We start from the raw sequence: 26,013 nt of genomic DNA on the forward strand, positions 1-26,013 counted from the left end.
ATTATTAAACAAGATGAAAATGCTTTAATTGTTCTTGAATTTCTTCAACATCATTAAACATCATTACATCAATTATTGACAAAAATGGAACAAACTCACCCGAAAACTGCTTATATATTGATTTACTAGATTGAATAAAAAATAGCTCTACTCCATGCTGCAAAAAAACGTTTTTTGAATACAACTCCACACCACCTATTGGATTAATATAAGTTAGCGCATTTTCAGTTTTACATATATCAAGTACACGATCCTGACCCGACAAATAAGTATTTTGGTATCTTTCACTGCTAACCTCAAACTCTGTTTCAATTCCTAGATATCGTGAAACTTCAATTATACTCTTAATTGCTAATTCTGAAATTGTTTTAGGTTGTTGCTCTAGGATAGAATGAATTAGATTAGAAATTGCTTCATAATTTTTAGCTTTTTTATAGCTAAAAAGTATAGAATTTAGAAAGGATTTTTTCCACTTATCATATGCTTTTTCAGTAACTAGAACATCCTTGATTAAAACATGCGAACTCGCATTCGACAAAGGAATACTAAATAAACTTGCCTGATTATTGATTAATATTTGATTTCTGTTAATCCAGCCTTGCTTAATAAATGTTACATCATCATAAAAAATAAATTTATCAACTTCATTAATTAACTGAAAATAGCCAATATATGGCATAAAATACGGTTGCATAATTGCTAATTTCATTATCTACACCTATCATACTACATTTTTAATCACATTTACGATCGATTGAATTTCATCAATCGTTAATGTTGGATACATAGGTAGACATAATACTTTTTGTGAAAGTAAATGTGATTGTGGTGTTGCAGACTGATACTGCTGATAAATTTCAAAATCAGTCATAATAGGATAAAAATATTTACGCGCAAAAATTTGATGTTCTTTCAGTTTTTCAAAAAGCTCATCACGATTTAATGGATACGGCTGTGAAATTACGATTGGAAAATATGAATAATTATCTATCTCAGTTTCCGTACGTTGAATACAATGAATACCTTCTATGTGAGCTAATAAATCTCGGTATTGACGGTCAATTTGTTTACGTGCTTGTAAGGTTTGATCAATTGTTTTCAACTGAAGTAAACCTAATGCAGCATGAACCTCACTCAGCTTTCCGTTTAAACCAAAATCTTCAATCGTTGTTTCATTTACAATCCCAAAATTCTTCAAACGATCTATACGTTGTTTCATTTCTGCACTATGGCAAATGATAGCCCCACCTTCAAAAGTATTGAATACTTTTGTCGCATGAAAACTAATCACACTCAAATCGCCATAATTTAACAAACTTTGTCCACGATACTTCACGCCAAATGCATGAGCCGCATCATATATAAGTTTTAAATGATGGTGATTCGCTATTTCTTGTAATTGCTCAACATCACATGCAATGCCATAACAATGTACAGGCATAATCGCAACAGTTTTTTCAGTAATTGCCTGCTTGACCTTTTGAGGGTCAATATTTGACGTAATAGGATCAATATCTACAAAAACAGGCGTCAACTTATTCCAAACAATTGAATGCGCAGTTGCTATAAACGTGTAAGGTGTCGTAATCACTTCCCCCTCAACTAAATTAAGCGCCTGCATTGCAGTCATTAAAGCAATAGTTCCATTATTAAACAAAGATATAAAAGGAACATCTAAATAATCACACAATTCTTTTTCAAGTTGTTGATGCAAAGGTCCACAATTAGTTAAGACCTTATTTTTCCAAATTTGCTCTAAATAAGGAATAAAATCATCTAACGCTGGTAATACTGGCTGAGTAACATAAATTGGTTCTTTCATTAATCTTCGTCCACCAGAGAAATCAAATATTGTCCATAATCATTCTTACTCATGCTTTGGCCGATTTCTAACACTTGAGCTTTCGTCAACCAACCATTATGAAGTGCAATTTCTTCAAGACAAGCCACTTTATAACCTTGACGTTTTTCAATAGTTTCAACAAACTGTGCTGCTTCAAGTAAGCTTGCATGTGTTCCTGTATCTAACCAGGCAAAACCACGTCCAAGTAACTCAACATTGAGATCACCACGGTCTAGATACATCTGGTTCACTGTCGTAATTTCAAGTTCACCACGATCTGATGGTTTTACTTGTTTTGCAATTTTCACTACATCATTATCATAAAAATAAAGACCCGTAACCGCAAAATTCGATTTTGGATGTTTTGGTTTTTCTTCTAATGAAACTGCTCGTTTTTCCTCATCAAACTCAACAACACCAAAACGTTCAGGATCTTTGACTTGATAACCAAATACGGTTGCACCCTTTTGACGGGCCACAGCTTGGCGTAGCATTGGCGTAAAACCTTGACCGTAGAAAATGTTGTCACCAAGTACTAAACAAACATTACTTTCGCCAATAAACTCTTCGCCAATAATAAATGCTTGAGCTAAACCATCCGGACTTGGTTGAACGGCATAACTTAATTCAACACCGAATTGTGAACCATTACCCAATAATCGCTTAAAGCCATCTATATCATCTGGCGTACTGATAATAAGAACTTCACGAATACCAGCCAACATCAAAACAGACAATGGATAGTAAACCATTGGCTTATCGTAAATTGGTAATAGTTGTTTTGAAACGCCTTTTGTGATCGGATATAAACGTGTTCCAGAACCACCTGCTAAAATTATACCTTTTGTACTCATTATGCACTTACACCTAATCTTTCTCTTTGGTAACTGCCATCTTGTACTCGGCGGCACCACTCTAAATTATTTAAATACCATTCAACAGTCTTTCTAATACCTGTTTCAAATGTTTCCTCAGGCTTCCAGCCTAAATCTTTTGCAATTTTTGAGGCATCAATTGCATAACGTAAATCATGTCCTGGACGATCTTTTACGAAAGTGATTAATGTCTCATAAGGTTGATGATTATTTTGTGGTTTTAATTCATCTAAAATTTTACAAATTGTTCTCACAACTTCTATATTTTGTTTTTCATTATGACCACCGATATTATAAGTTTCTCCAACTTTACCTTCGCTCACAACTTTATATAAAGCTTTGGCATGATCTTCGACATACAACCAATCACGGATCTGGTCACCTTTACCATAAATTGGTAAAGCTTTACCATCCAGCGCATTTAAGATCACTAATGGAATGAGCTTTTCTGGAAAGTGGTATGGACCATAATTGTTTGAACAATTCGTCACGATAGTTGGCAAACCATATGTTCTATGCCAAGCACGTACTAAATGATCAGAACTTGCTTTACTTGCTGAATACGGCGAACTTGGCGCATAAGATGTCGTTTCAGTGAATAAATCTGTTGTACCTTCTAAATCACCATAAACCTCATCTGTTGAAATATGGTGAAATTTAAAAGAGGCTTTCTTTTCTTCATTTAATTGTAGCCAGTACTTACGTGCAACCTCTAATAATGTATAAGTGCCCACAATATTTGTTGTAATAAACTCAGCGGGACCATCAATAGAACGATCCACATGTGATTCGGCTGCTAGATGCATCACGACATCTGGTTTGAAAACTTTAAAAATTTCCGTTAAACGTTCATTATCACAAATATCAACTTGTTCAAATTGATAGCGTGAATCCGTGTCAATTTCAGACAATGATTCTAAATTGCCTGCATATGTTAATTTATCTATATTTAATACTTCATCTTGAGTATTTTTTATAATATTTCTAATGACAGCAGAACCAATAAAACCTGCACCGCCAGTGACTAAAATTTTCATAAAATTCCTATGCTAATAACTAGTAATTTTTACAGCCGAATATCACTTTGTTCTTTATCTAAGACATATTTTAAATCATATAAAACATGTTTCTCTTTGCCTAATGCAATGAGTTCCTGACTCGACATTACTTTAAACTGATCATGGGCAACAGCAATAACTATTGCATCATAATGATCTTGCTTTAATTCTGTAACTGGAGCTAAACCATACTCGCCTTCAACTTCGGCACTATCCACCCAAGGATCGTAAATATCAAGATCTAAATCGTATTCCTTTAGTGCTTTGACCATGTCTACAATTTTAGTATTTCGGATGTCAGGACAGTTTTCTTTAAAACTCAAACCTAAAATTAATATACGAGCACCCACAACTTGTATGCGCTGCTTTACCATTTCTTTGATCAATTGGGTCGCCACATACTCACCCATACGATCATTTAAACGACGAGCTGCCAAAATAATTTCAGGATGTAAACCAATTGACTCTGCTTTATGCGTTAAATAATACGGGTCAACGCCGATACAATGCCCCCCAACTAAACCAGGTCTAAAGTTTAAAAAATTCCATTTTGTACCTGCTGCCTTGAGTACATCTTCTGTATCGATACCCATTTTATTAAAAATCAGAGCCAACTCATTGATTAAAGCGATATTCACATCTCTTTGTGTATTTTCAATGACTTTAGCAGCCTCAGCAACTTTGATACTCGGGGCTTTATGTGTGCCCGCCTCAATAATTAAGTTATATACTTGATCAACATAGTCAGTGACCTCTGGAGTCGAACCTGAGGTAATTTTTAAAATATTAGTGACACGTCGTTGTTTATCACCAGGATTAATACGTTCCGGACTATAACCAACAAAGAAATCTTTATTAAAATTTAAACCCGAATGTTTTTCTAATTCAGGTATACATACTTCTTCTGTCGCACCAGGATAAACTGTTGATTCATAAACAACTATATCCCCCTTTTTTAGAACTTTAGCAATGCTTTGGGATGCTTTTATAAGCGGGGTCAGGTCTGGCTGTTTAAAGTCATCGATTGGTGTAGGTACAGTAACTATAAAGAAATTTGAATTTTTTAAATCCTTGATATCTGCAGTATATGAGAGATGTTCTACATATTTTAGCTCATCTGCAGTCACTTCTAAGGTGTGATCATGTCCACTTTGTAACTCTAATATTCGCTTTTGATCTATATCTAGTCCTATTGTAGGTTTATGTTTACCAAATTCAACCGCTAGAGGTAATCCAACATACCCTAAGCCGATAATTGCTATTTTTAGTTGCTCAAGTTGAAACATATATAAAACCTAACCATTTAATTTTAAATGGGGAAACATCATGGATACGACCTACTACGTTAATATAGCAGAGTTTAAACAAAATTTTCTCGAAATATACAATTACTAGTCGGCAAATAAAGTATGATTTGGGTTAATTATAGACTACAATCCAATGTCTTCATGCAAAGTATCATTGGATTACAAACAATAAAGGGTTTGAATGTGAAGCATCAAAGCACATTATTATTTTTAGCCATTTCACTTTCGTTTACAGGATGTGCCGTTACCTCTGGATTTCAAACTTATGACTTGCCTGAACAAGGCACTTTTAAAACTGCTCAAGGTGCAGAAGTTTCTGTAGTACCGCTCAATCAAGACAACCTTGCTAAGCTGAACTCAGAAATCATCCGCCCAAATAATAATATTAGTGCTCTTTTTAACACCTCACATTATCAATATCGTTTAAGCCCTTATGATGTATTATCTATTCAACTCTGGGCCTATCCGGAAATTACCCCTCCGACACAAGACAAAGCGGGTGTAAATACAGGTTATCCAATTGATATAGATGGAAATATACAACTTCCATTAATTGGACAGATCCATATTGCAGGTAAAACTGTACCAGAAGCAACACGATTGTTACGAACTCAATTTGCTAAATATTTAAAAACACCTGACGTTATTGTTAGAGTCCTTTCTTATGAAGGACGTCGATTCTATGTAAATGGGCAAGTACAGAAAAGTGGACAATACACTTTAGATGATCAACCTATAAGTATTTATTCTGCACTAAGTATGGCTGGTGGTATTAACCCGCAAACAGGTGATAATACCAACATTCAACTCATACGAAATGGTCAGACTTATAGTCTAAATGCGATAAATTTAGAGAAACAAGGATATTCTCTCCATAAATTATTGGTACAACCAAATGACACGATCTTCGTCAACACAAAACAAGATCAAAAACTTTATGTCATGGGTGAATCGAACAAAAATGAAGCTATTAATTTGCGTGATGAAGGTATGACCTTGAGCGATGTATTAGGCGAAAGTGAGGGAGTCAACCCATACTCTGCAAGCGCTGCTCGTATTTATGTGATGCGTACTAATTTACAAACTAAACAATCGACTATTTATCAGGTCAATTTAAGTAGTATTGGTAATCTCGCACTATCCAATCAATTTCAAATGCAAAAAAATGACATTGTATATATTGATGCAACAGGCTTAACACGCTGGCAACGAGTTATTGGACAGATCGTACCATTTGCTAGTGCAATTTATTCATTCCAGCTATTAGGAAATAACTAGAAATGAATATTGAAAATATTTTGGTAGTCTGTGTAGGCAATATTTGTCGTAGTCCAATGGCAGAATATTTTTTTAAAGTCCAACATCCTAAATTAAATGTTTCGTCCGCTGGGATTTCTGCTTTAGTCGGCTATGCAGCAGATGATAAAGCCATCTATTGCATGGACCAATTGAGTATCGATATGCGCTCCCATATTGCTCGGCAGCTTAATGCTGAATTGATTAAACAAAATGATTTAATTTTGGTGATGAGTCATAATCAACAAAAACATGTTGAACAAACTTGGCCCTTTGCTAAAGGTAAAGTCTTTAGGTTAGGCCATTGGCAAGGACAAAATGTACCCGATCCTTATCAGCATGACCAAGCTTTTTTTGATCAAACTTGCCGCAACATACAAAGCTATGTGCAAGATTGGCGTACTCAATTATAATTCTGTATTAGTTGTAAATTTATGAATCAAAACTCTAAAACCAACGAAGATAGCATTGATTTAAAAGAGTTATTCTTTTCTTTGATTGCACAGTGGAAAATTATCGCATGCTGTGTAGTTTTAAGCTTAATTTGTGCCTTGCTATATTTACGTATAACACCAGATACCTATGCAGTCGATGCAATGGTACAGGTAGAAGATAGTAAAAGTGCTGCGTCTGCTGCCTTACTTGGTGATCTATCTAAGGTAACTGGTGGCTTAGGTCAAAAGTCTCCAACCGATGCAGAAATTGAGATTCTGAAATCTCGTATGGTTTTGGGGCAAGTTATCCAAAATCTTAATCTTGATGTTAAAATTAAAGATAATCAATCTGGACTCATAGCTAAACTAATCACACAAGTCAAAAGCAAATTAGAGTATCATCATGATGCTGTAATTTATTCAAAAAGAGACCATAATTTAGCTGTAAATCAGCTTGTCGTACCTGAATATTATTTAGATAAAGCTTTAAAATTAGAGTTTAAAGACGTAAATAATTTTAATCTGATCTATAAAGATCAAATTGTGTTTACCGGCATATTAAACAAAAACAATGTATTAAATACAAGTAAAGGGCTATGGCAGGTAAAAATTAGTTCTCAAGGTAATACTAAAGATCAAAGTTATACTTTAACTAAATTGTCCTTAATCACTGCTGTAAATCAATTTAATACTATTTATAAAATTGCTGAGAAAGGCAAAATGACAGGTGTTATTGGTTTAAGCTATTTAGGTCAAGATCCAGAGCATATTACTCAAGTTCTCAATAATGTTCTAGCTGTTTATCATCAACAAAATATTGAGCGGAAATCTTTAGAGGCCAAACAAACATTAGCCTTCCTTGAGAAACAGTTACCAGACCTTAAAAAACAACTAGAAGACTCAGAGATCAAATTTAACCAGTTCCGTGAGAAATATAGAACAGTCGATGTGAATGCTGAATCTGAATTGTTACTCAAGCAAAATATTGATTTAGAAAAGCTTAAAATTGAGTTACAACAAAAACAAGCAGAACTTTCTGCTAAATATACTAATGATCATCCATTAATCTTGCAAATTGATGCACAAATTGCAGAGATTAATAAAAAGATTGCCGATCTTAATAATCGTTTAACACAACTACCTGAAACACAACGTTTATATTTACAACTATATCGGGATGTAAAAGTCAACACTGAGTTATATACGTCGTTACTTAACTCTTATCAACAGCTTAAAATTGCTAACGCCGGTGAAATTGGTAATGTCCGCATCATTGATACCGCTGTAGAGCCAGTTAACCCAGTTAAACCTCAAAAATTGATTGTTATCATTCTTTCGTTATTTGTTGGTGGGTTTATCGGTGTATTAATTGCGTTATTACGTAATATGATGCGTAGTGGAGTTAAAGATTCTACACAAATCGAAAATGAACTTGACCTTCCAGTTTATGCGACTGTACCTCGCTCCCCTATTCAAGAAACTCGTATGAGTATCTTGAAAAAGAAAAAAAGTATTCCTATTTTGGCTGTTAAAAGTAGCGATGATATTGCAATTGAAAGCTTGCGTAGTATTCGCACCGCTATCCACTTTGCATTAAGTACAGCAAAAAATAATATTATTATGATTGCTGGTCCTTCTCCAGAAGTCGGTAAATCTTTTATTTCAACTAACCTAGCAACTATTTTTGCACAAGGGAATAGACGCGTATTACTAATCGATGCTGATATGCGCCGTGGTTATATGCATAAATATTTTGATATTGATGTGAAGCCTGGTCTTTCTGAATTGCTAAGTGGCCAAGCTGATTTAACACAAGTTTTACATAAAACTCAAGTTGCGAATCTTGATGTAATTACTCGTGGTAAGAGCCCAACCAATCCATCAGAAATGTTGAGTTCTACTCAGTTCAAAGACTTACTTGAAAAGTTCCAGACCCAATATGACCATATCATTATTGATACTCCACCAGTGCTTGCAGTAACCGACGGTATTATTATTTCTCAATATACTGGCGTAAACTTAATTGTTGCTCGTTATATCAAGTCACATATGAAAGAGCTTGAATTAACTGTTAATCGTTTTGAACAAGCTGGTGTTAAAGTAAATGGCTTTATTCTTAACGACATTCAACGTTCTAGTGGCGGTGGTTATGGTTATAACTATGCCTATGCCTATAAAGCACAAAAAGAAGACTAAGTTTCAAGTTTTCATAAAACCGGATCAAATGATCCGGTTTTTTTATTTAATTTTTTAAGTTTCGCCAAATTAAAACTAACTAAAATATATAAAAAAACCACTCGTTTTTTTTGTTAAACATTCTATGCTTAAGTCGAAGCATGCTAAGATCGAAGCAGCCTTTTAGACTCAAATGATTATTTTTGGAACCTTTTATGAGTAAAGCCTTACCCATTGCTGTCGCTGTAGTTTTAGGCGGTGCTGCACTTGTACCTGTATATTATGCAACTCAACATCCGACCACAGAAGTTGGACGTAAAGCAGACAAAAATGCTTCTCCAATTCAAAAAATCAGTTATGTGCTTGGGTATGAAGTTGCGCAACAAACTCCTCCAGAACTGGATACAAAGGCATTTGTTCAAGGGATCCATGATGCGCGTAGCAAACAGCCAAGTGCTTATACTCAAGAAGATTTAAAAGCAGCTGTTGCAGCTTATGAAAAAGAGTTACAACAAAAAATGCAGCACCAAGACAAACCAGAGCAAGCAGCCACATCGGCTGAATCTGCAGATGCACAATTCCTTGCTGAAAACAAAACAAAAGCTGGGGTAAAAACTACTGCATCAGGTTTGCAATATATCATTACTAAAGAAGGTACTGGTAAGCAGCCAACAGCACAGTCTGTTGTTAAAGTTCATTATGAAGGTCGTTTAATTAACGGTCAGGTTTTTGATAGTTCTTATAAACGTGGTCAACCTATCGAGTTCCCTCTTAATCAGGTGATTCCAGGATGGACTGAAGGTCTTCAACTTATGAAAGAAGGCGGAAAAGCGACTTTCTTTATTCCATCAAATCTTGCATATGGTCCACAAGAAGTTCCAGGGATCCCAGCAAACAGCACACTGATTTTTGATGTAGAACTCATTTCAGTGAAATAATAACAATCCAGGAGAGTAATTATACTCTCCTGTTTTTTTGGAAAATGGCATGAAAAAAATTAGTTTGGTTATTGCAGCCTCAACAATGAGTTTATCTGTTCTTGCTGCCACGCCGATAACAAATAAAAGTCCAGCAAAAGATCAGTTTAGCTATAGTTATGGCTATTTAATGGGACGTAATAATACTGATGCATTAACAGATTTAAATCTTGATATCTTTTATCAAGGTCTTCAAGAAGGTGCTCAGAACAAGTCAGCGCGCCTCACTGATGAAGAAATGGCGAAAGCGATTAATGAGTATAAAAAAACTTTAGAAGCTAAACAGCTTGTTGAATTTCAAAAGCAAGGACAACAAAATGCCCAAGCTGGGGCTGCTTTTCTTGCAGAAAATGCTAAGAAATCTGGTGTGATTACAACAAAATCAGGTTTGCAATATCAAGTTTTAAAAGAAGGTTCTGGTAAAACACCTAAAGCTACTTCTCGTGTAAAAGTGAACTATGAAGGCCGTTTACTCGACGGAACTGTCTTTGACAGTTCAATCGCACGTAATCACCCTGTCGATTTCCAGTTGAATCAGGTGATTACAGGCTGGACAGAAGGCTTACAAACCATGAAAGAAGGCGGTAAAACCCGTTTCTTTATTCCAGCTAAACTTGCTTATGGTGAAGTAGGTGCTGGTGATAGTATTGGTCCAAATAGTACTTTAATTTTTGATATTGAATTGCTACAAGTTTTGCCAAAATAAGTTTTTTAAGATCAAAAAAAGCGATCATTTAAGATCGCTTTTTTTATTTTAATGTTTTAAATCTCTTGGTCTAAAACCAGTAATCAGTAAGCCAATTAAGTAAGCGATTACACCTACTACGCATAGACCTGCGACCTCAGCAATACGGATCCATTGAGAAAGTTCACCATTATACCAATTTAACCCCAACCAAAGCACTGCAATCATAGCAAGGTTTGCTAAACCATATTGAAGAGCTAGTTTTTTCCAATGTGAGCCAAATCGGAAAATATTACGCTTATGTAGATAGAAGTAGAGCAAACCGGCATTTACCAAAGCTGAGCCAGAAGATGCCAATGCAAGCGCCATATGCTCAGCATGCCAATTGATCAGTTTAAAGAATCCAATAAATACAACGTTTAAAATGGCATTTGCGGCAACTGACATTAAACCTACACGTACTGGTGTTTTAGTATCTTGCTGCGCATAGAAGCCTGGTGCAAACACCTTAATGAGCATAAAAGAAATTACACCAGCACTCATACATTGCAATGCAAGTGCTGTCATTTGAGTATCACGTAGGTCAAATTCGCCACGTTGGAATAAAGCCTGAATAATCGGTGTAGAAAGCATAAATAAGGCGATACTTGCTGGCAAACCAACCAACACAATAACTCTTGCTGCCCAGTCGATCATGCCGCGGAACTTTTCCTGATCTTGCTCAGCATGGCGTGCTGAAAGCGAAGGTAAAATTACTGTACCAATCGCAACACCAATTAAACCTAAAGGTAACTCAGTCATACGCTCTGCACTGTAGAGCCAAGATACCGAACCGTCTTGCATGAAAGAGGCCCAAATCGTATTTAACAATAGGTTAATCTGAGTCACAGACACACCAAATAATGCTGGAAGCATTAATTTTAAAATACGCTCTACACCCTCGTGTTTAAAATCAACTTTAGGTGGAATTAGTAGATTTTTACGCCATAACTCAGGAATTTGTATGGCTAACTGTAAAATACCTGCTGCGACAACAGACCATCCTAATGCTTTAATAGGCTCAGCCATATACGGCGTAAGCCACCATGCACCTGCAATCATTGCGACATTAAGCAATACAGGTGAAAAAGCAGGGGAAGCAAAAGAACCATAACTGTTTAAGATACTACTCGCAAAAGCAGTCAGTGACATAAACATTAAATATGGAATAGTCAGACGGAACATGCTGACCGCTAAATCGAATTTTTCAGGGTCATTATGGAAACCCGGCGCATACATATAGATGATTGCTGGTGCCAAAACCATGGCCACGAAAGTGAGTAACGTCATGACCATAAGCAAACAACCAAATACTCGACTAATCAGTATTTGTACTTCAGCATGTAATCGACCTGTTTTATATTCGGTTAGTACCGGAATAAAGGCTTGCGAGAAAGCTCCTTCTGCAAATAACCTTCGAAAGAAGTTGGGAATACGAAAAGCAACGACAAAGGTATCGAAATCTTTACCCGCACCAAACACGTTGAGCAATACGACATCTCGTACTAAGCCCAATACCCGTGACAACATCGTCATCGCACTGACAATAAAAGTCGATCGCCACAATGCCATCGTACTCACCTACAGCTATATATTCGAAAGTCGCTATTGTAATGAAACTAGAAAATCTTTTCGTTGTGAAATGATGAATGAACTCAAGTTTTTTTCTGTGCTAACAGTTGTCTAAAGTGCTGCCATTTAAAATAAGGTCCCGGATCGGTTTTTCGGCCCGGTGCAATATCTGAATGTCCTGCAATATGGTTTTTAATTTCTGGATAAGCTTGACGAATAGCAGTAACCACATCAGTTAGTACACTGTACTGTACTTCTTCAAAAGGCAAGTCATCACTTCCTTCAAGTTCAATACCAATTGAATAATCATTGCATTCAACTTTAGCTAAATAACTCGAACGCCCTGCATGCCATGCCCTATCGTTAAAATTAACAAACTGTAGGACTTCCCCACTACGTAAAATCAGCAAATGCGTAGAAACTTGCATGCCTTCAATAGTTTGAAAATAGGGGTGAACCGACCAATCTAATTTATTTTGAAAAAACTGCTCAATATACCCACCTCCAAATTGAGATGGCGGCAAACTAATATTATGAACCACAATCATTTGAATTTCGGTACCAGTCGGACGCTGGTTAAAATTTGGAGAAGGGACTTGTCTCGCCCCTTTTAATTGTCCATCTATAACTTCATACGGTGTGATTTTCTTCATTGAAGTGCCAATAAATTGCTTGCCAATTGTTTTAGTTTAAAACAGTTATGTGCTTTTCAAAGTAGTCAGCACGATTATTTATCGCGATTAAACGAATAAAACAGCTTATTTTTAAAGTCGACGGTGCTAATATATCGCAAGTTTTAGGGTCATCGACAAAATGGAAACCGTATGAGCATACCTCAGTCTTTGCTTGAACAGTCAATTCAAATCAATATTCAACAAGCATTACAAGAAGATATTGGGGACGGTGACATTACCGCTATGCTCACGCCTGAAGATGAACAGGCAACCGCGACCATCATTAGCCGTGAAGATATGGTTTTAGCTGGACAGCCGTGGGTAAATGCACTCATCTCAGCTTATGACAATACTGTACAGGTAACTTGGTTAAAACAAGAAGGTGACCGTGTTGCTGCAAATGAAGCCTTTTTAAAGCTTGCTGGTTCTGCACGTAGCCTACTGACGGTAGAGCGCCCTGCTTTAAACTTTATTCAAACTTTGTCTGCTGTTGCAACAAAAACTGCTGAATATGTTCAGCATCTTGAAGGTTTAAATACAAAACTTCTCGATACACGTAAAACTTTACCGGGTTTACGTATTGCACAAAAATATGCGGTTGCTATTGGCGGCGGACAAAACCATCGTCTTGGTTTATTTGATGCGTTCTTAATTAAAGAAAACCATATTATGGCAGCTGGTGGTATTGTTCAAGCAATTGCAAAAGCACACCAAATTGCACCAGGCAAACCAGTTGAAGTCGAAGTTGAAACTTGGGATGAGCTCAACCAAGCACTTGAGGCTGGCGCGGACATTGTTATGCTAGACAACTTCAGCCAACAGCAAATGATTGATGCCGTAAAGCATGTAGCTGGACGTTGTAAACTCGAAGCTTCTGGCAATATCACCATTGAAAACTTGCGTGAAGTGGCAACTACTGGTGTCGACTATATTTCTATGGGTGTCCTGACTAAAGACGTCAGAGCTGTTGATTTATCTATGCGTTTTAATGCTTAAATAAAATCCACATCGTTATTGGTTTGTTTCTGCGACTTAGTTATGTCTGCCGCTTGTGTTTTTTGCCATGCTGACTGAGTCGCTTGTGCCCCGTTATCTCTTGGGTCGGCAGCCATTAAAACAAAAGTAACTACTGCTAATAATACAATAAAACCCTGTAGCATAAATTTTCCCCATCACTTTTAAAAATTTAGGGTTTCAAGGTAAAAGATAAATATGACCAAGCTTAGGAGATTCTGTTACAAAAGGTAAGTCTTTATTTTTATTATTCATCTATACAACAGCATCTTCCCACATAATATTTTATATCAATACCCTAATCCCTTTATTTACTATCGTGACAAGGATATCTTGTTTCTCTTTATTAACCTACAAGGCGGAGTCTTACCGTCTAGATTTTTTTGCCAACAGCTAATTCTGTTACTTTGGTTTTGCCCAAAGTAACCAAAGGCATTGCCATCTGCAAAACCTGCCCACTTTCAGCCTCTATCCTATTTTGTTGCAAAAATAAGATCCTTATAGATTATAGACAGGTTGCAGATGACTTTTAGCACCAGCTAATGAGGAATAAATTCCAATACCCTCATTAAGGGAAAACTTACCAACTTAAGACTCTAAATAACCCATATATGGATCAGAAATTGAATCTTCTTGAGTTTCTATACGTCCTGCAAAACGACGACTAAACGTTACATCATCCGCTAATGTCACCGTAAAATCATACCAACCACCAAATTCAGACATATCCCAAACTAATTCTTTTTCAGAACTATTCGTCTCGATAGTCCATGTCTTACTTGGAAGATAAGCATTTGCTTTGACTGTGAGTTTGACTGACTTATTGCCATCGTGACGTACTTTTAAATATAAATTCGCATCACACTCTTCCACACATACTCTAATTTCCGGTAATGCTTGCGTCTGGTTGGCTTGGCTCAAATTACCTTTAAATGCACGGTGGAAACCATTTGGCCCAAGTACCCATAAATCGTACTGTCCATTTATTGTGCTCCACACGTCATCAAGCTGTTTATCCGCTTCAACCATATAACGGCGTGGAATTGACGTTAGGTCCAATCGGTTATACACATGGAAAACGGCTGCCTGTTTACCCGTATTAGAGAACATCAATTTAACTGTTTTTTGAGTGGCATCGACTTTAGCACTGGTATGCAAAATATATGGCAAAGCACGTGATGGTCGAATCCCCATTTCCTGCTGAGGAAATTGCTGCTGGCTTGGAACAGGAACTTGTGGCAACGAAGCTTGAGCAACACGAATCGCATCGGCCTCAGCTTTTGTTTTCTTCCCATCTAGTTCAGCAACAGGCAAAAGGTTCGGTGTTTTAAAATTAAATGCTGTCGTTAAATCACCACATACGGCGCGGCGATATGGACTAATATTCGGCTCTTGTACACCAAAGCGTTTTTCTAAAAATTGTAAAATAGAAGTATGGTCAAAGACTTGAGAGTTTACCCAGCCACCACGGCTCCACGGTGAAATCACATACATCGGAACGCGTACACCTGGCCCATACACTCGACCATCTGGCTTAGGTTGAGATTTTGAAGTCGCTACCGCCGGATGGTTAAAGTACTCATAAGATACTTGCTGATCGGTTAAAGTTGTTTTTCCATATACAACGCCATTTATATCTTTAGATGGTGCACTCGGTGAAGGAACATGGTCGAAGAAACCATCATTCTCATCAAAATTCACCAATAAAACAGTTTGGCTCCATAACTCAGCGTTTTCAGTTAAAGCATTTAATACTTCCTGAATATACCAAGCGCCTTGCACAGGACTAGATGGCCCAGGATGCTCACTATAATTTGCTGGAGCAACTAACCAACTGACTTGAGGTAGTTTTCCTTGGGCAATATCAGCTTTAAAAGTTCCTAAAAAACCACCATCCGGCATGGTATTGGCAATACCTTTATAAAGTGGTTGTGTCGCATCAATTTTTTCATCGTATGCTGGACACGTCAGTGTGTCATTGCTGACAGGTTGTCCAGATTGCTCATTTGCACGGCGATACTGTTTGAAACCAGCTAATGGATTATCAGTAAAGTTATCTGGCATGTTTTGATAAACTTTCCATGTCACGCCAGCCTGCTGTAAACGCTCAGGATACGTCGTCCATTCATAACCTTCTGTTGATGATCCAATCCCATCAAATTCGTTGACCACACTGGCTACACCTGCACCTGTAGGTCCATTGGTTCCAGTCCAGATAAACTTACGGTTCGGGTTAGTTCCCGCATGCATAGCGCAGTGGTAAGCATCACAAATGGTAAAAGCATTGGCTAAAGCAAACTGATATTCAACTTCTTGCTTTTTATAGTAGCCCATTGACTGCGGTTTCTTATAAGCCACCCAGTCGCTCATACGACCATTGTCCCAAGCAGCTTGGCCATCAGACCAAGAGTGAGGAGTTCCTGAAACACGCTGAGCATTTCCTAAACGACTATCTAAATGGTAAGGCAATACTTTATTTTTCTTAGCGTCGTATTGCTCCCAGACCTTACGATTTTCTGTCATTGGAATGGTAAAGCGGTCACCAAAACCACGCACACCTTTTAACGTTCCAAAATAATTATCAAAAGAACGGTTTTCCTGAGTCAAAATCACGATATGTTTAACATCTTGAATAGTTCCACTTTCAACTTTGGCATCGATAGCCAGCGCTTTTTGAATACTTAGCGGGAAACTTGCCAGAGCAGCAGTCCCAAACATAGTTTTTGTAGAATTTAAAAGAAATTCGCGACGATTCATTTTTTCATCCTTAATTTTTATTATGGTGCACAGTGCATTTTGCAATTGCTGGTTGGCGGTGTTGTTGGCGATGAATTATCTGAGTTGTTGTCATCGTTACAAGCACTGAGCATAAGCGCTAAAGATGTAATAAATAAAAGTGAAAGTTTTCGCATCATTTTTTTCCAAACGGTTTAAATGCGAACTACTAATAAAGCGAAAAGGTGACAGGCAGGTGATGTTTTTATGTCGATTTGATGAAGGCATAAAAAAACGCATCCGAAGATGCGTTTTTTAGATAACTTGAAATTACCAGCCTAAAGCTTCTTGTTGCTTTTTAATCAGCTCGGCAATTCCTTTTTCTGCCATTTCTAACATGGCATTGCTTTGTGCACGAGTAAACGGTTTATCTTCGGCTGTACCTTGAATTTCAATAAACTCGCCCGCTTGTGTCATTACTACGTTTAAGTCAGTTTGACAGTTCGAATCTTCTTCATAGCAAAGATCAAGAAGTACTTCATCTTGATACATACCCACAGAAATTGCAGCAACTAGGCCTTTAAGCGGATCATGCTTAATTTTTTTCTGTGCAAGTAAAACATTCATCGCATCAACCAATGCTACAGCAGCACCAGTGATTGAAGCAGTACGTGTACCGCCATCAGCCTGAATTACATCGCAGTCGATGGTAATGGTATTTTCACCAAGCTTTTTCAAATCAACCATAGCACGTAAGCTACGGCCAATGAGGCGTTGGATTTCTTGAGTACGACCAGTTTGTTTACCACGAGCAGCTTCACGGTCACAACGTGAATGTGTTGAACGCGGTAACATACCATACTCTGCTGTTACCCAGCCTTGGCCTTGGCCTTTTAAAAAGCGTGGCACTGAATTATCAATGCTTGCAGTACAAAGGACTTTGGTGTGACCAAATTCGACCAGCACAGAACCTTCAGCATAACGGGTGTAGTTTCGTGTAATTTTCACTTCACGTAATTGGTCTAATGCACGTTGGTCAATACGCATAATCCTTCCTAAATTCTCTTAAATACAAACTTGGGCATAGTATAGCAAAGGATTTTGACAGGTTGAGTTTATTCCCTACTTTGAAATGTAAGTCTGCACTTTTCATGACTTAAAAATAAAAATAGCCCCTTTTAGGAGCTATTTATTGGGCTTTCTATTAGGCAAATTTGAATTTTGCTTTTAACTTTTCGAATGTCTGCATCACTTTTCCAGTGGTATGGTTTGGTAATGAACATTTTGCTAAACGTATCCATACACTCCAGAACTGGCGCATAAAGCTCGCTTCGTTGTAGTGAATACCATATTCTGTGCAAAGCGCCTTAATTTTCGGTGCCACTTCTTTATAGCGGTTGGCAGGCATATCTGGGAATAAGTGGTGTTCAATTTGATGACTTAAGTTACCACTCAGAAAATGAAGCCATTCTGTCCCACTAAAATTACTCGAACCACGAATCTGGCGTAAATACCACTCTGCCTTAGTTTCAGTGTCGGTATTATCCGGCTCAAACGTTTCTGCATCTTCAGTAAAATGACCATTAAAGATCACGGCAGATGACCACAAGTTACGAATAATATTGGCAACTACATTTCCTGCAAAAACTGGTAAAAACATAGGACCAGAGATCACAGGGAAAAACACATAGTCTTTTAAAACTTGGCGCGTTGCTTTTTTACGCACTTTAGCCGAATCTTTCCAAACCTGTTTCCAGCTCTTGGTTTTATAAACTAATGCATCTTCAAGATGTAAGTTTTGTACACCTACATACCATTCAAAGAAAAACATTAACTGTAGACCGAGTGGAATATTAAACAGGTGACGAGGTTCCCACTTTTGTTGGTCACTTACTCGTAAAAGGCCATAACCCACATCATGGTCTTTACCTACAATATTGGTATAGGTATGGTGCACATAGTTATGTGTTTCACGCCAGTCATCACCCGATGCAATGGTATCCCAATCGTAAGTATTACCGTTCAGGCTTGGTTCATTTAACCAATCAAACTGACCATGCATAACGTTATGACCAAGTTCCATATTTTCTACAATTTTAGAAATGCCTAATAAGCCTGTTCCCAATAACCAGACAGGTGGAATCCAGCCACCAAACATCAACATGCCACGCGATGCGATTTCGGTATAGCGAACAAAATTACGCACTTTGTAGATATATTTTGCGTCTTGTTCACCAAGACTTTGCATCACTTCTTGACGAATCTGTTCAACACGGCGACCAAACTCTTCAGTCTGTTCAGGTGTTAAATGAGCAGATTTAGAAACGGTAGAAAATTCTAATGCCATATTCATAGGCTTAATCCTCTTTAATTCTTTTTATAGATCAATCGTGACTGGGCTTAATGCCTGGCTCACGCATAGTTTAATTGGACGATTCGGCTGGTCTTCAATTTCACCTGTTAACAGATTTTGAGTGACACCGCTTACTTTGGTGCAACTGCATTTATTGCAGACACCCATACGGCAACCATGTTGCGGACGTAGTCCTGCTTGCTCTGCACTGCTCAGTAAATTTGTTTCAGCTAAAAACTCGTGTTGGGCACGGCGGAAAATAACAGGCTGTGCGGTATAGGTTCCCGTCACTTGAAGTGGCTGAAAATACTCTTGATGAAGCTGTGACTGAGCATCCTTTTGTGCATAAATTTCATTCGCCTGCTGCATCATGCTGTGGTGTCCACACACATAGGTCGCAGTCTGCGCAAAGTCAGGAACCAGCTTTTGTAGCAGGCTTTCGGTTAAATGCTGCTTTTGCTCGGTGGTATTAAAAAAATGATACTGAAACTGTGGGTACTGCTCTGCCAAAGCTTTTAGTTCAGCATGAAAAATTTCCGCACGATTAAAATAAATCACATGAATTTGTTCAAGCTGCTGTTTCAAAGCTTGCTGCAAAAGTGAATAAATTGCAGTAATACCGCTTCCTGATGCAATTAAAATCGCGGGCTGCTGGCCTTGATGCAAAGTGAACTCACCTTGTGGCTGTGAAATTTCAACACACTCACCCACATGTAAAAGTTGAGCTGCGCGAGATACCAAGCCTTGTACTTTAATACCTAAAGCAATTTCACCTTGAGTGGTTACTTCAATAATTGAATAACTACGCTGTTGGTAAACGCCATCGATAAGTAAAGTCAGTAAAATACTTTGACCTGCACAAACCTGATCGAAATTAAAATTACGATTCGGTTTAAGCTTGATCAGCACCATATCGGTATGAAGTGGCTGAACTGTGGTAACTTCTGCAAGTACCCTTTTCCAAGCCCAAGACACATTAATTTTTTGCAAAACAAAATCAACGAAATCTTCTCGAACCCAATGTGGTTGATAGTTAAGTGTTGCGTTCATACGTTCCTCTTTTGTTTCTGGCTATTTATTTGAGTGAACACATGTTCGTATAGTGAACATATGTACACTATATTTATAAGTGTTCACTCAGTCAACACTTGTTCACTATTTTTTTTATGAAAGTTTGCTCTTTTTTGTTAGACTTTGGCTCACGGTTTAAATAGGTTCTTTTAATGTCGATACGGGATGAACGAAAACAGCAAAGTCGTCAGGCACTTCTCGATGCAGCCTTGCATTTAAGTACGTCTGGGCGTTCGTTCAGTAGTATCAGTTTGCGTGAAGTTGCACGTGAAGTTGGTTTGGTACCAACAGCGTTTTATCGCCATTTTCAAGACATGGATGAACTCGGTAAGGAACTAGTCGATCAAGTCGCGCTACATTTAAAAAGTGTTTTACATCAACTTGGACAAAGTTATTTACAACATAAATCCGCTAAAACCCAAACCAGCATTGAGCTATTTGTGCAGGCGGTAAATCATAGCCCTAAGCAATGGCAATTTATGATTGCTGAACGTTGGGGTGGTTCAGAAACGGTTCGTGCAGCGATTGCTCGAGAAATCGAATTTCTGATTGAAGACTTAACAACAGATCTAACTAAACTCGAAAATTTTAAACATATTCAAAACCCTCAAGATTTAAATGTCTTATCTACCATTTTGACTAATATGTCATTTACATGGGCAATGACGTGGGTCAACCTCGCCAAACAATATCAAGGTGAACAGCTCAAGCAGCAACAAACTGCCTTTATTGAAAACGCATCTACACAAGTTCGCTTACTGTTTAGAGGAATTGCGAACTGGGAACGATAGAAGCGGCAAATGACAAAAAACAGGTTATGTGGTAATACGTAAACAGAGAAAGAAAAAGGCTCAAAATTTCGAGAAAAGTCTTTTTCTTTTTTACAGGAAGTAAACTATTCGTTAGGCCAAACTGGTGTGGGAATACCTATGAATCTTGATCGTCATACACAGTTTTTAATGCGCAAAGAAAAGATTCTGAGCGTTGCAGAAAAATTGTTACTAGAAAACAATCAGGAAATTACTCTAGATGAATTAGTGGCCGAGCTAGATATTGCAAAAGGTACGCTTTATAAGCACTTTAGAAGTAAAAATGAACTTCTACTTGAACTCATTATTCAAAATGAAAAGCAAATTTTAGAAATTTCTCAAAAATATAATACCGACTTTAAAGAGTATGCACCGCGTTACATGCTGCATCATTTACTCACACCGGGCAAAACGATTCTATTGCATCAACTTGAAGAAAATCTGACCATGACAGAGTCTAAGTTGAAACACCTCTTTGAAGAGCTTTATGAAATTCGTCAGCAACGTATTTTAGCGATTAAAGATATTACTGAAAATTATTTAAAATCATTGAACTACGATATGTCGATTCGTGATTATTTATCATATATCTGGTCACTGACTTATGGCGCATCACTGCTTCTAAACTCAACGTATTATCAGCGTTCAATTGGTTCTCGCCAAAAACTCATTAATTTATATATTAACCAGGCATTGTCGTTACCAACACAAACCACCAATTTTGATGCACTAAATTTCCAAATCGAAGATGAAAATCATCAAAATTAATTGAATTATTTCGTGATTATGAAAGTAATTGAATATGTAGATTTATAAAAAAAGGGACCTCAATAGAAGTCCCTTTTTTAAAGCAATCAATATTATTTTGCCTTACGTTCTTTCTCAATTAAGTAATTAAGTACTTGGGTCACTTTACCATCTTCGCCTTGTACTACGTATTTACCATTTACCACTACAGCAGGAACACCAGTTAATTGGTACTGTTGAGCAAGTTTATTCGACTCAGCAACTTTTGCAGTTACGGCAAATGAGTTGTAAGTACTGTTAAATTTCTCTTCAGGTACCCCATAACGCGTGAAGAATTTAGCCGCAGAAGCCTGATCAAAAATCTGCTGACCATTCACCTGAATGGCATGGAATAATGGTAAATGTGTGCGCTTACGAACACCTAATGCCTCAGATGTATAATAAGTACGTGCCCCTTGTTCCCATACTTTGTTCATAGCAGCTGGTGTACGTACAAAACGTACATCATTAGGAATTTGTTTTAACCACGTTTGCATATGTGGTTCAAGTTTAAAACAGTGCGGACAACCATACCAAAAGAACTCACGTACTTCGATTTTCCCCGGTACTTCCACTTTGCCTGGATTGGCAATCACGGTGTAGTCTTTACCAGCAACGAAATCTGCTGCCATTGCACTACCCGATACGGCCATAATTGCTGCACTCAAACCACCCAAAACCAATTTTTTCATTGCTACAGCTTTTCCTCTAAGTTGTTATGCATTAGCTTATGCTCTAAATATAAAACAAATATGCTAAATTCGTTTTGCTTCTGTGAAGTTTTTTATTGGGTTTATCGCTTTTTTCCCAATAATCGCTACACTAACGGCGAACTACATCCAAAAAGATAACTCAAGTTTAGAGGTAGCACCATGTCGCAATTGAATGTTGATTTACAAGAAATCGCAAAGTTTGAAGCACTTGCTGCCAAATGGTGGGATCAACATTCTGAATTTCGCCCACTTCATCAAATTAACCCATTACGTTTAAACTGGATTGATGAACGTGTTGGTGGTCTTGCAGGCAAAAAAGTACTTGATGTTGGCTGCGGTGGCGGTATTTTAGCTGAAAGTATGGCTCGCCGTGGTGCAGATGTACTCGGTATTGATATGGGTGAAGCACCTTTAGCTGTAGGTCGTTTGCATGCTCAGCAAGATAATGTTCAAAATATTGAATATCGCCAAATTCCAGTTGAAGAATTGGCCCAAGAGCAAGCAGGCCAATACGATGTGGTCACTTGTATGGAAATGATGGAACATGTTCCTGATCCAGCATCTATTGTTAAAGCATGTCAGGCTTTAGTGAAGCCAGGTGGTCATGTGTTTTTCTCGACCATTAACCGTAACCCAAAGTCATACTTATTTGCGATTATTGGTGCTGAATACGTATTACGCATGCTTCCAAAGGGCACGCATGATTATCACAAGTTCATTCGCCCTTCAGAAATGGCACATGACATTCGTAATGCAGGCTTAACTTTAAAAGAAATGACAGGCTTGCACTACAATCCGCTTACCAAGCATTACTGGTTAGCGCCAAATGTTGATGTTAACTATATGGTTCATACAGTAAATACAGGTGCATGATGAAAGCTGTTTTATTTGATTTAGACGGCACTCTCATCGACACGGCTGCCGACTTTATTCGTATTATTCAACAAATGTGTCGTGATGCAAGACGCCCTGTAGTTGATGCAGACCTCATCCGTACTCAGGTTTCTGAGGGCGCACGAGCGATGGTCAAATTGGTTTATCCAGAACTGGATGTAGCCAATCCAATTTTCTTGGCGCATCGACAAAACTTTTTAGATATTTATGGCAATAATATTGTCGTCGATACAGACCTGTTTGAAGGCATGTATCCGCTTTTAGAAGAGTTAGAAGCTCAGCAAATTCCGTGGGGTATTGTGACCAATAAACCACGTGGGTTAAGTGAGTCATTGTTAGATAAATTAAATCTGACTGAACGCTGTGCAGTTCTAGTGTGTCCAGAAGACGTTTCTAAAACCAAGCCAGACCCTGAACCAATGTATTTGGCTGCAAAGCAGTTAAATATACCAGCAAATGAAATTATTTATGTGGGTGATCATCCACGTGATATTGATGCTGGTCGCAATGCCGATATGTATACGATCTTGGCAGCATACGGTTATTTACCTATCGAACATCGTGATGATTTAGCTGCTTGGCAAGCCGACTCGATTGTAAATACGGTGACAGAATTACACGAGATGTTACGTCAAAAGCTTCCTGCTCTACAGGAAAATCAGCGTATGATAGGTTAACACAAGAGTTTTACAGGCTTTTTTAACAGTTATTTATATCAATATAAAAAGAAGGAGGTTTACCAATGAAATATTCAGAATATCAACCTCGTCCAGATCTTCTCAAAGATCGAATCATTTTAATCACTGGTGCAGGTGATGGAATTGGGCGAGCTGCGGCCCTCAGTTATGCTTTACACGGCGCAACTGTGGTTTTGCATGGTAGAACCTTAAATAAACTTGAAGTAATTTATGATGAAATTGAAGGTTTAGGCGCTCCTCAGCCTGCAATTTTACCATTACAACTTTCGAGTGCTTCTGATCGTGATTATGACTTTTTAGTAAATACTCTCGAAAAGCAATTTGGACGTCTGGACGGTATTTTGCACAATGCCGGCATTTTAGGTGATCGAGTAGAACTGGCACATTATCCAACAGAAGTATGGGATGATGTGATGTCAGTAAATTTACGTGCGCCTTTTGCTCTTACTCAAGCCCTACTCCCGCTTTTACAAAAATCAGATAACGCTTCTGTGGTATTTACCAGCTCTGGCGTAGGTCGCGAAGCACGTGCACTCTGGGGCGCGTATTCAGTGTCTAAAGTTGCGATTGAAGCTGTAAGTAAAATTTTTGCAGCTGAGCATACCTATCCAAATATCCGCTTTAACTGCATTAATCCCGGTGCGACACGTACTGCAATGCGTGCAAAAGCCTATCCTGAAGAAGATCCAAAAACATTATTGACACCTGAGTCGATTATGCCGGCTTATCTTTATTTAATGGGTGAAGATAGTTTGGCGCTCAATGGACAAAGTATTGATGCTCAGGATTAAATAACTATAGATGAAAAGCTAAAATACATTACGGCCGATCATCACATCTGGCTTGGCTATACCTGAAAAGATATATACAAGCCTTTTTTATTATTGATAAAAACTCTGGATCTATCCGTAATTTTAATTGAAGCATTAAATGATCTTCACAGTTTCTCTGCATTTTACGCGTAGAGTATTCACCATGAGAGACATCAGATGTAAACGAGGATGCATCATGAAAAAGTTGTTCACTACCTTAACTCTTTGCATAACCGTACTGACTACTAGTATGGCAAGCTTTGCTGATCCTCCATTTGACCGAGGACATGGCCAGAAAGGGCCTAAAGGTGGGCCTCGTGGTGAATGGAATGATCGTGGACACAAATATGACCGTGACGATGATGAAGATCGTTTTCGCGATGAACGCCGTATGCGTGAAGAACGTGGTTTTGAGCGTCTAAAACAACATCGCTGGCAGCCAGGTTATGTCATGCCACAACATTATCGCGGCAATGGCTATAAGGTCGACTATAGAGACAGTAACTTGCCTAAACCAGACCGTAACCAGCAATGGTATAAAATTAACAATGACTATATTTTAGTCGACACAGACTCTAACAGTATTGTTAGCATTCGTGGTTTATAAAACTGATAGCTCCTCACTCATCAGTTAGTAAAAAAGGATAAAGCCCATCGGTTTTATCTTTTTTTTATTTTATATATCAATTAGATAACAAAAATTCATATATTCTAAATTTCTTCTTATTTCATAGAATTTTTTCACATTTATCGTTCTTAGTCTTCACGATTTATCTTTAATTATTCACTAATCTTCAATTATCGAAATTTAATTGATCATTCGAGGTTCATGATGAAAAAACTAACAACAGCAATTGTTCTTTCAATGAGTGGTTTAATCGCAACAACAGCAATGGCTGCTCCAAATGACCATGATCGTCATGGTAATTACCCAAACCATGAAGTAAAAACAGTTAAAGTGATTAAAAAAGACGACCATCGCAATGACTGGCGAGCAGGTCAAGTTGTACCCCGTGAATATCAGCACCCACGTTATGCAGTTGACTACCGCTCACACCAGAAACTGACCAAGCCAGGGCGTTTTCAAAAATGGTATAAAGTGAATGGTAACTATGTACTGGTAAATGAACAAAGCCATAAAATCATTAAAGTGATTCGTTAATTTAACAAAATATCAGACACCCAAATCTAATTTGGGTGTTTTTCTATCTAA

At 37.7% G+C, this 26,013-nt stretch carries 27 protein-coding genes; 13 read left to right on the forward strand and 14 right to left on the reverse strand.

Features of this window, described 5'->3' with window-relative positions:
- Window positions 1-4: 4 nt before the first annotated feature.
- From ACLCEG_RS17645 to tviB, 5 genes are read right to left on the reverse strand one after another with little or no spacing between them, the layout of a single operon-like run.
- Window positions 5-709, reverse strand: a complete 705-nt coding sequence (locus tag ACLCEG_RS17645; RefSeq protein WP_410568577.1) for a WbqC family protein — start codon at window positions 707-709, stop codon at window positions 5-7.
- A gap of 12 nt (window positions 710-721) precedes the next feature.
- Window positions 722-1,822, reverse strand: a complete 1,101-nt coding sequence (locus ACLCEG_RS17650; protein ID WP_410568579.1) for a DegT/DnrJ/EryC1/StrS family aminotransferase — start codon at window positions 1,820-1,822, stop codon at window positions 722-724.
- Window positions 1,822-2,697 carry a glucose-1-phosphate thymidylyltransferase RfbA gene (gene rfbA / locus ACLCEG_RS17655; protein WP_410568581.1) on the reverse strand — a complete coding sequence of 292 codons (876 nt, stop codon included), beginning with the start codon at window positions 2,695-2,697 and terminating at the stop codon, window positions 1,822-1,824. Before rfbA ends, ACLCEG_RS17650 begins: the two co-directional genes overlap by 1 nt.
- Complete coding sequence (rfbB, locus tag ACLCEG_RS17660; protein ID WP_410568583.1) at window positions 2,697-3,755, reverse strand: dTDP-glucose 4,6-dehydratase; 1,059 nt, start codon at window positions 3,753-3,755, stop codon at window positions 2,697-2,699. Before rfbB ends, rfbA begins: the two co-directional genes overlap by 1 nt.
- Before the next feature lie 29 nt (window positions 3,756-3,784).
- Entirely contained in the window at window positions 3,785-5,062 is a 1,278-nt protein-coding gene (gene tviB / locus ACLCEG_RS17665; RefSeq protein WP_410568585.1) for a Vi polysaccharide biosynthesis UDP-N-acetylglucosamine C-6 dehydrogenase TviB, read from the reverse strand.
- Window positions 5,063-5,224: 162 nt separating this feature from the next.
- Between tviB and ACLCEG_RS17670 the strand changes: the two genes are divergently transcribed.
- The 5 genes from ACLCEG_RS17670 to ACLCEG_RS17690 all read left to right on the forward strand — a co-directional run bounded on the left by ACLCEG_RS17670 (window position 5,225) and on the right by ACLCEG_RS17690 (window position 10,671).
- Window positions 5,225-6,361 (forward strand): polysaccharide biosynthesis/export family protein, encoded by a 1,137-nt coding sequence (locus tag ACLCEG_RS17670; protein WP_410568587.1) that lies wholly within the window; start codon window positions 5,225-5,227, stop codon window positions 6,359-6,361.
- A 2-nt stretch (window positions 6,362-6,363) separates the two neighbouring features.
- Entirely contained in the window at window positions 6,364-6,792 is a 429-nt protein-coding gene (locus ACLCEG_RS17675) for a low molecular weight protein-tyrosine-phosphatase (protein ID WP_410568589.1), read from the forward strand.
- Window positions 6,793-6,813: 21 nt separating this feature from the next.
- Complete coding sequence (locus ACLCEG_RS17680) at window positions 6,814-9,009, forward strand: polysaccharide biosynthesis tyrosine autokinase (protein WP_410568591.1); 2,196 nt, start codon at window positions 6,814-6,816, stop codon at window positions 9,007-9,009.
- Between the two features lie 194 nt (window positions 9,010-9,203).
- Window positions 9,204-9,926 carry an FKBP-type peptidyl-prolyl cis-trans isomerase gene (locus ACLCEG_RS17685; protein WP_151761063.1) on the forward strand — a complete coding sequence of 241 codons (723 nt, stop codon included), beginning with the start codon at window positions 9,204-9,206 and terminating at the stop codon, window positions 9,924-9,926.
- Between the two features lie 49 nt (window positions 9,927-9,975).
- On the forward strand, window positions 9,976-10,671 hold the full coding sequence (locus tag ACLCEG_RS17690; RefSeq protein WP_019457909.1) for an FKBP-type peptidyl-prolyl cis-trans isomerase: 696 nt from the start codon (window positions 9,976-9,978) through the stop codon (window positions 10,669-10,671).
- A 48-nt stretch (window positions 10,672-10,719) separates the two neighbouring features.
- On the opposite strand, the gene murJ is transcribed toward ACLCEG_RS17690, so the two are convergent.
- Window positions 10,720-12,270: a murein biosynthesis integral membrane protein MurJ gene (murJ, locus tag ACLCEG_RS17695; RefSeq protein ID WP_171073708.1), complete on the reverse strand. Its 1,551-nt coding sequence runs from the start codon at window positions 12,268-12,270 to the stop codon at window positions 10,720-10,722.
- Window positions 12,271-12,344: 74 nt separating this feature from the next.
- Window positions 12,345-12,914 carry a 1,6-anhydro-N-acetylmuramyl-L-alanine amidase AmpD gene (ampD, locus tag ACLCEG_RS17700; RefSeq protein ID WP_348888648.1) on the reverse strand — a complete coding sequence of 190 codons (570 nt, stop codon included), beginning with the start codon at window positions 12,912-12,914 and terminating at the stop codon, window positions 12,345-12,347.
- A gap of 171 nt (window positions 12,915-13,085) precedes the next feature.
- Here ampD and nadC point away from each other — a divergent pair, with 171 nt between their 5' ends.
- Complete coding sequence (nadC, locus tag ACLCEG_RS17705) at window positions 13,086-13,931, forward strand: carboxylating nicotinate-nucleotide diphosphorylase (RefSeq protein ID WP_410568594.1); 846 nt, start codon at window positions 13,086-13,088, stop codon at window positions 13,929-13,931.
- Here nadC and ACLCEG_RS17710 read toward each other — a convergent pair.
- The 6 genes from ACLCEG_RS17710 to ACLCEG_RS17735 form a co-directional block, all read right to left on the reverse strand.
- Window positions 13,928-14,095 carry a hypothetical protein gene (locus tag ACLCEG_RS17710; protein WP_004706093.1) on the reverse strand — a complete coding sequence of 56 codons (168 nt, stop codon included), beginning with the start codon at window positions 14,093-14,095 and terminating at the stop codon, window positions 13,928-13,930. The two genes, nadC and ACLCEG_RS17710, sit on opposite strands and share 4 nt — an antisense overlap.
- A 442-nt stretch (window positions 14,096-14,537) precedes the next feature.
- Window positions 14,538-16,706 carry a phosphocholine-specific phospholipase C gene (locus ACLCEG_RS17715; protein ID WP_410568596.1) on the reverse strand — a complete coding sequence of 723 codons (2,169 nt, stop codon included), beginning with the start codon at window positions 16,704-16,706 and terminating at the stop codon, window positions 14,538-14,540.
- Between the two features lie 20 nt (window positions 16,707-16,726).
- Window positions 16,727-16,861 (reverse strand): hypothetical protein, encoded by a 135-nt coding sequence (locus ACLCEG_RS17720; protein ID WP_264653691.1) that lies wholly within the window; start codon window positions 16,859-16,861, stop codon window positions 16,727-16,729.
- A 133-nt stretch (window positions 16,862-16,994) separates the two neighbouring features.
- Window positions 16,995-17,711 (reverse strand): ribonuclease PH, encoded by a 717-nt coding sequence (gene rph, locus ACLCEG_RS17725; protein WP_004706096.1) that lies wholly within the window; start codon window positions 17,709-17,711, stop codon window positions 16,995-16,997.
- A 157-nt stretch (window positions 17,712-17,868) separates the two neighbouring features.
- Window positions 17,869-19,011: a fatty acid desaturase family protein gene (locus tag ACLCEG_RS17730; protein ID WP_410568616.1), complete on the reverse strand. Its 1,143-nt coding sequence runs from the start codon at window positions 19,009-19,011 to the stop codon at window positions 17,869-17,871.
- Window positions 19,012-19,041: 30 nt separating this feature from the next.
- Window positions 19,042-20,067 (reverse strand): ferredoxin reductase, encoded by a 1,026-nt coding sequence (locus ACLCEG_RS17735; protein WP_410568598.1) that lies wholly within the window; start codon window positions 20,065-20,067, stop codon window positions 19,042-19,044.
- Window positions 20,068-20,240: 173 nt separating this feature from the next.
- Here ACLCEG_RS17735 and ACLCEG_RS17740 point away from each other — a divergent pair, with 173 nt between their 5' ends.
- A complete protein-coding gene (locus ACLCEG_RS17740; RefSeq protein ID WP_410568600.1) occupies window positions 20,241-20,879 on the forward strand; it encodes a TetR family transcriptional regulator in 639 nt (212 codons plus the stop codon).
- 138 nt (window positions 20,880-21,017) lie between these two features.
- On the forward strand, window positions 21,018-21,665 hold the full coding sequence (locus ACLCEG_RS17745; RefSeq protein WP_019457902.1) for a TetR/AcrR family transcriptional regulator: 648 nt from the start codon (window positions 21,018-21,020) through the stop codon (window positions 21,663-21,665).
- 92 nt (window positions 21,666-21,757) lie between these two features.
- Here ACLCEG_RS17745 and ACLCEG_RS17750 read toward each other — a convergent pair whose 3' ends face one another.
- Window positions 21,758-22,375, reverse strand: coding sequence for a thiol:disulfide interchange protein DsbA/DsbL (locus ACLCEG_RS17750; protein ID WP_019457901.1), 618 nt, complete (start codon window positions 22,373-22,375; stop codon window positions 21,758-21,760).
- A 180-nt stretch (window positions 22,376-22,555) separates the two neighbouring features.
- On the opposite strand from ACLCEG_RS17750, the gene ubiG reads away from it, so the two are divergent.
- From ubiG to ACLCEG_RS17775, 5 genes are all read left to right on the forward strand, one after another.
- Window positions 22,556-23,269, forward strand: coding sequence for a bifunctional 2-polyprenyl-6-hydroxyphenol methylase/3-demethylubiquinol 3-O-methyltransferase UbiG (gene ubiG, locus ACLCEG_RS17755; RefSeq protein ID WP_019457900.1), 714 nt, complete (start codon window positions 22,556-22,558; stop codon window positions 23,267-23,269).
- Entirely contained in the window at window positions 23,266-23,967 is a 702-nt protein-coding gene (locus ACLCEG_RS17760) for an HAD family hydrolase (RefSeq protein ID WP_077169762.1), read from the forward strand. The genes ubiG and ACLCEG_RS17760 overlap by 4 nt, the downstream gene beginning before the upstream one ends.
- A 65-nt stretch (window positions 23,968-24,032) precedes the next feature.
- Complete coding sequence (locus ACLCEG_RS17765; RefSeq protein WP_019457898.1) at window positions 24,033-24,779, forward strand: YciK family oxidoreductase; 747 nt, start codon at window positions 24,033-24,035, stop codon at window positions 24,777-24,779.
- Window positions 24,780-24,996: 217 nt separating this feature from the next.
- A complete protein-coding gene (locus ACLCEG_RS17770) occupies window positions 24,997-25,407 on the forward strand; it encodes an RcnB family protein (protein ID WP_039249236.1) in 411 nt (136 codons plus the stop codon).
- Between the two features lie 225 nt (window positions 25,408-25,632).
- Window positions 25,633-25,962, forward strand: a complete 330-nt coding sequence (locus ACLCEG_RS17775) for an RcnB family protein (protein WP_019457896.1) — start codon at window positions 25,633-25,635, stop codon at window positions 25,960-25,962.
- The last annotated feature ends 51 nt before the right edge of the window (window positions 25,963-26,013 follow it).

Source organism: Acinetobacter sp. H1(2024), from assembly GCF_046557555.1.
Taxonomy (GTDB): Bacteria; Pseudomonadota; Gammaproteobacteria; order Pseudomonadales; family Moraxellaceae; genus Acinetobacter; species Acinetobacter seifertii.

Coding starts and splice junctions, on each gene's coding strand:
- rfbB (WP_410568583.1), bottom strand. CDS start 3,755: ATGAAAATTTTAGTCACTGGCGGTGCAGGTTTTATTGGTTCTGCTGTC.
- ACLCEG_RS17750 (WP_019457901.1), bottom strand. CDS start 22,375: ATGAAAAAATTGGTTTTGGGTGGTTTGAGTGCAGCAATTATGGCCGTA.
- ACLCEG_RS17720 (WP_264653691.1), bottom strand. CDS start 16,861: ATGCGAAAACTTTCACTTTTATTTATTACATCTTTAGCGCTTATGCTC.
- ACLCEG_RS17760 (WP_077169762.1), top strand. CDS start 23,266: ATGATGAAAGCTGTTTTATTTGATTTAGACGGCACTCTCATCGACACG.
- ACLCEG_RS17765 (WP_019457898.1), top strand. CDS start 24,033: ATGAAATATTCAGAATATCAACCTCGTCCAGATCTTCTCAAAGATCGA.
- ACLCEG_RS17650 (WP_410568579.1), bottom strand. CDS start 1,822: ATGAAAGAACCAATTTATGTTACTCAGCCAGTATTACCAGCGTTAGAT.
- nadC (WP_410568594.1), top strand. CDS start 13,086: ATGAGCATACCTCAGTCTTTGCTTGAACAGTCAATTCAAATCAATATT.
- ACLCEG_RS17745 (WP_019457902.1), top strand. CDS start 21,018: ATGAATCTTGATCGTCATACACAGTTTTTAATGCGCAAAGAAAAGATT.
- ampD (WP_348888648.1), bottom strand. CDS start 12,914: ATGAAGAAAATCACACCGTATGAAGTTATAGATGGACAATTAAAAGGG.
- ACLCEG_RS17670 (WP_410568587.1), top strand. CDS start 5,225: ATGCAAAGTATCATTGGATTACAAACAATAAAGGGTTTGAATGTGAAG.
- ACLCEG_RS17715 (WP_410568596.1), bottom strand. CDS start 16,706: ATGAATCGTCGCGAATTTCTTTTAAATTCTACAAAAACTATGTTTGGG.
- ACLCEG_RS17735 (WP_410568598.1), bottom strand. CDS start 20,067: ATGAACGCAACACTTAACTATCAACCACATTGGGTTCGAGAAGATTTC.
- rph (WP_004706096.1), bottom strand. CDS start 17,711: ATGCGTATTGACCAACGTGCATTAGACCAATTACGTGAAGTGAAAATT.
- ubiG (WP_019457900.1), top strand. CDS start 22,556: ATGTCGCAATTGAATGTTGATTTACAAGAAATCGCAAAGTTTGAAGCA.
- ACLCEG_RS17680 (WP_410568591.1), top strand. CDS start 6,814: ATGAATCAAAACTCTAAAACCAACGAAGATAGCATTGATTTAAAAGAG.
- rfbA (WP_410568581.1), bottom strand. CDS start 2,697: ATGAGTACAAAAGGTATAATTTTAGCAGGTGGTTCTGGAACACGTTTA.
- ACLCEG_RS17690 (WP_019457909.1), top strand. CDS start 9,976: ATGAAAAAAATTAGTTTGGTTATTGCAGCCTCAACAATGAGTTTATCT.
- ACLCEG_RS17770 (WP_039249236.1), top strand. CDS start 24,997: ATGAAAAAGTTGTTCACTACCTTAACTCTTTGCATAACCGTACTGACT.
- ACLCEG_RS17645 (WP_410568577.1), bottom strand. CDS start 709: ATGAAATTAGCAATTATGCAACCGTATTTTATGCCATATATTGGCTAT.
- ACLCEG_RS17685 (WP_151761063.1), top strand. CDS start 9,204: ATGAGTAAAGCCTTACCCATTGCTGTCGCTGTAGTTTTAGGCGGTGCT.
- tviB (WP_410568585.1), bottom strand. CDS start 5,062: ATGTTTCAACTTGAGCAACTAAAAATAGCAATTATCGGCTTAGGGTAT.
- ACLCEG_RS17675 (WP_410568589.1), top strand. CDS start 6,364: ATGAATATTGAAAATATTTTGGTAGTCTGTGTAGGCAATATTTGTCGT.
- ACLCEG_RS17710 (WP_004706093.1), bottom strand. CDS start 14,095: ATGCTACAGGGTTTTATTGTATTATTAGCAGTAGTTACTTTTGTTTTA.
- ACLCEG_RS17775 (WP_019457896.1), top strand. CDS start 25,633: ATGAAAAAACTAACAACAGCAATTGTTCTTTCAATGAGTGGTTTAATC.
- ACLCEG_RS17730 (WP_410568616.1), bottom strand. CDS start 19,011: ATGGCATTAGAATTTTCTACCGTTTCTAAATCTGCTCATTTAACACCT.
- ACLCEG_RS17740 (WP_410568600.1), top strand. CDS start 20,241: ATGTCGATACGGGATGAACGAAAACAGCAAAGTCGTCAGGCACTTCTC.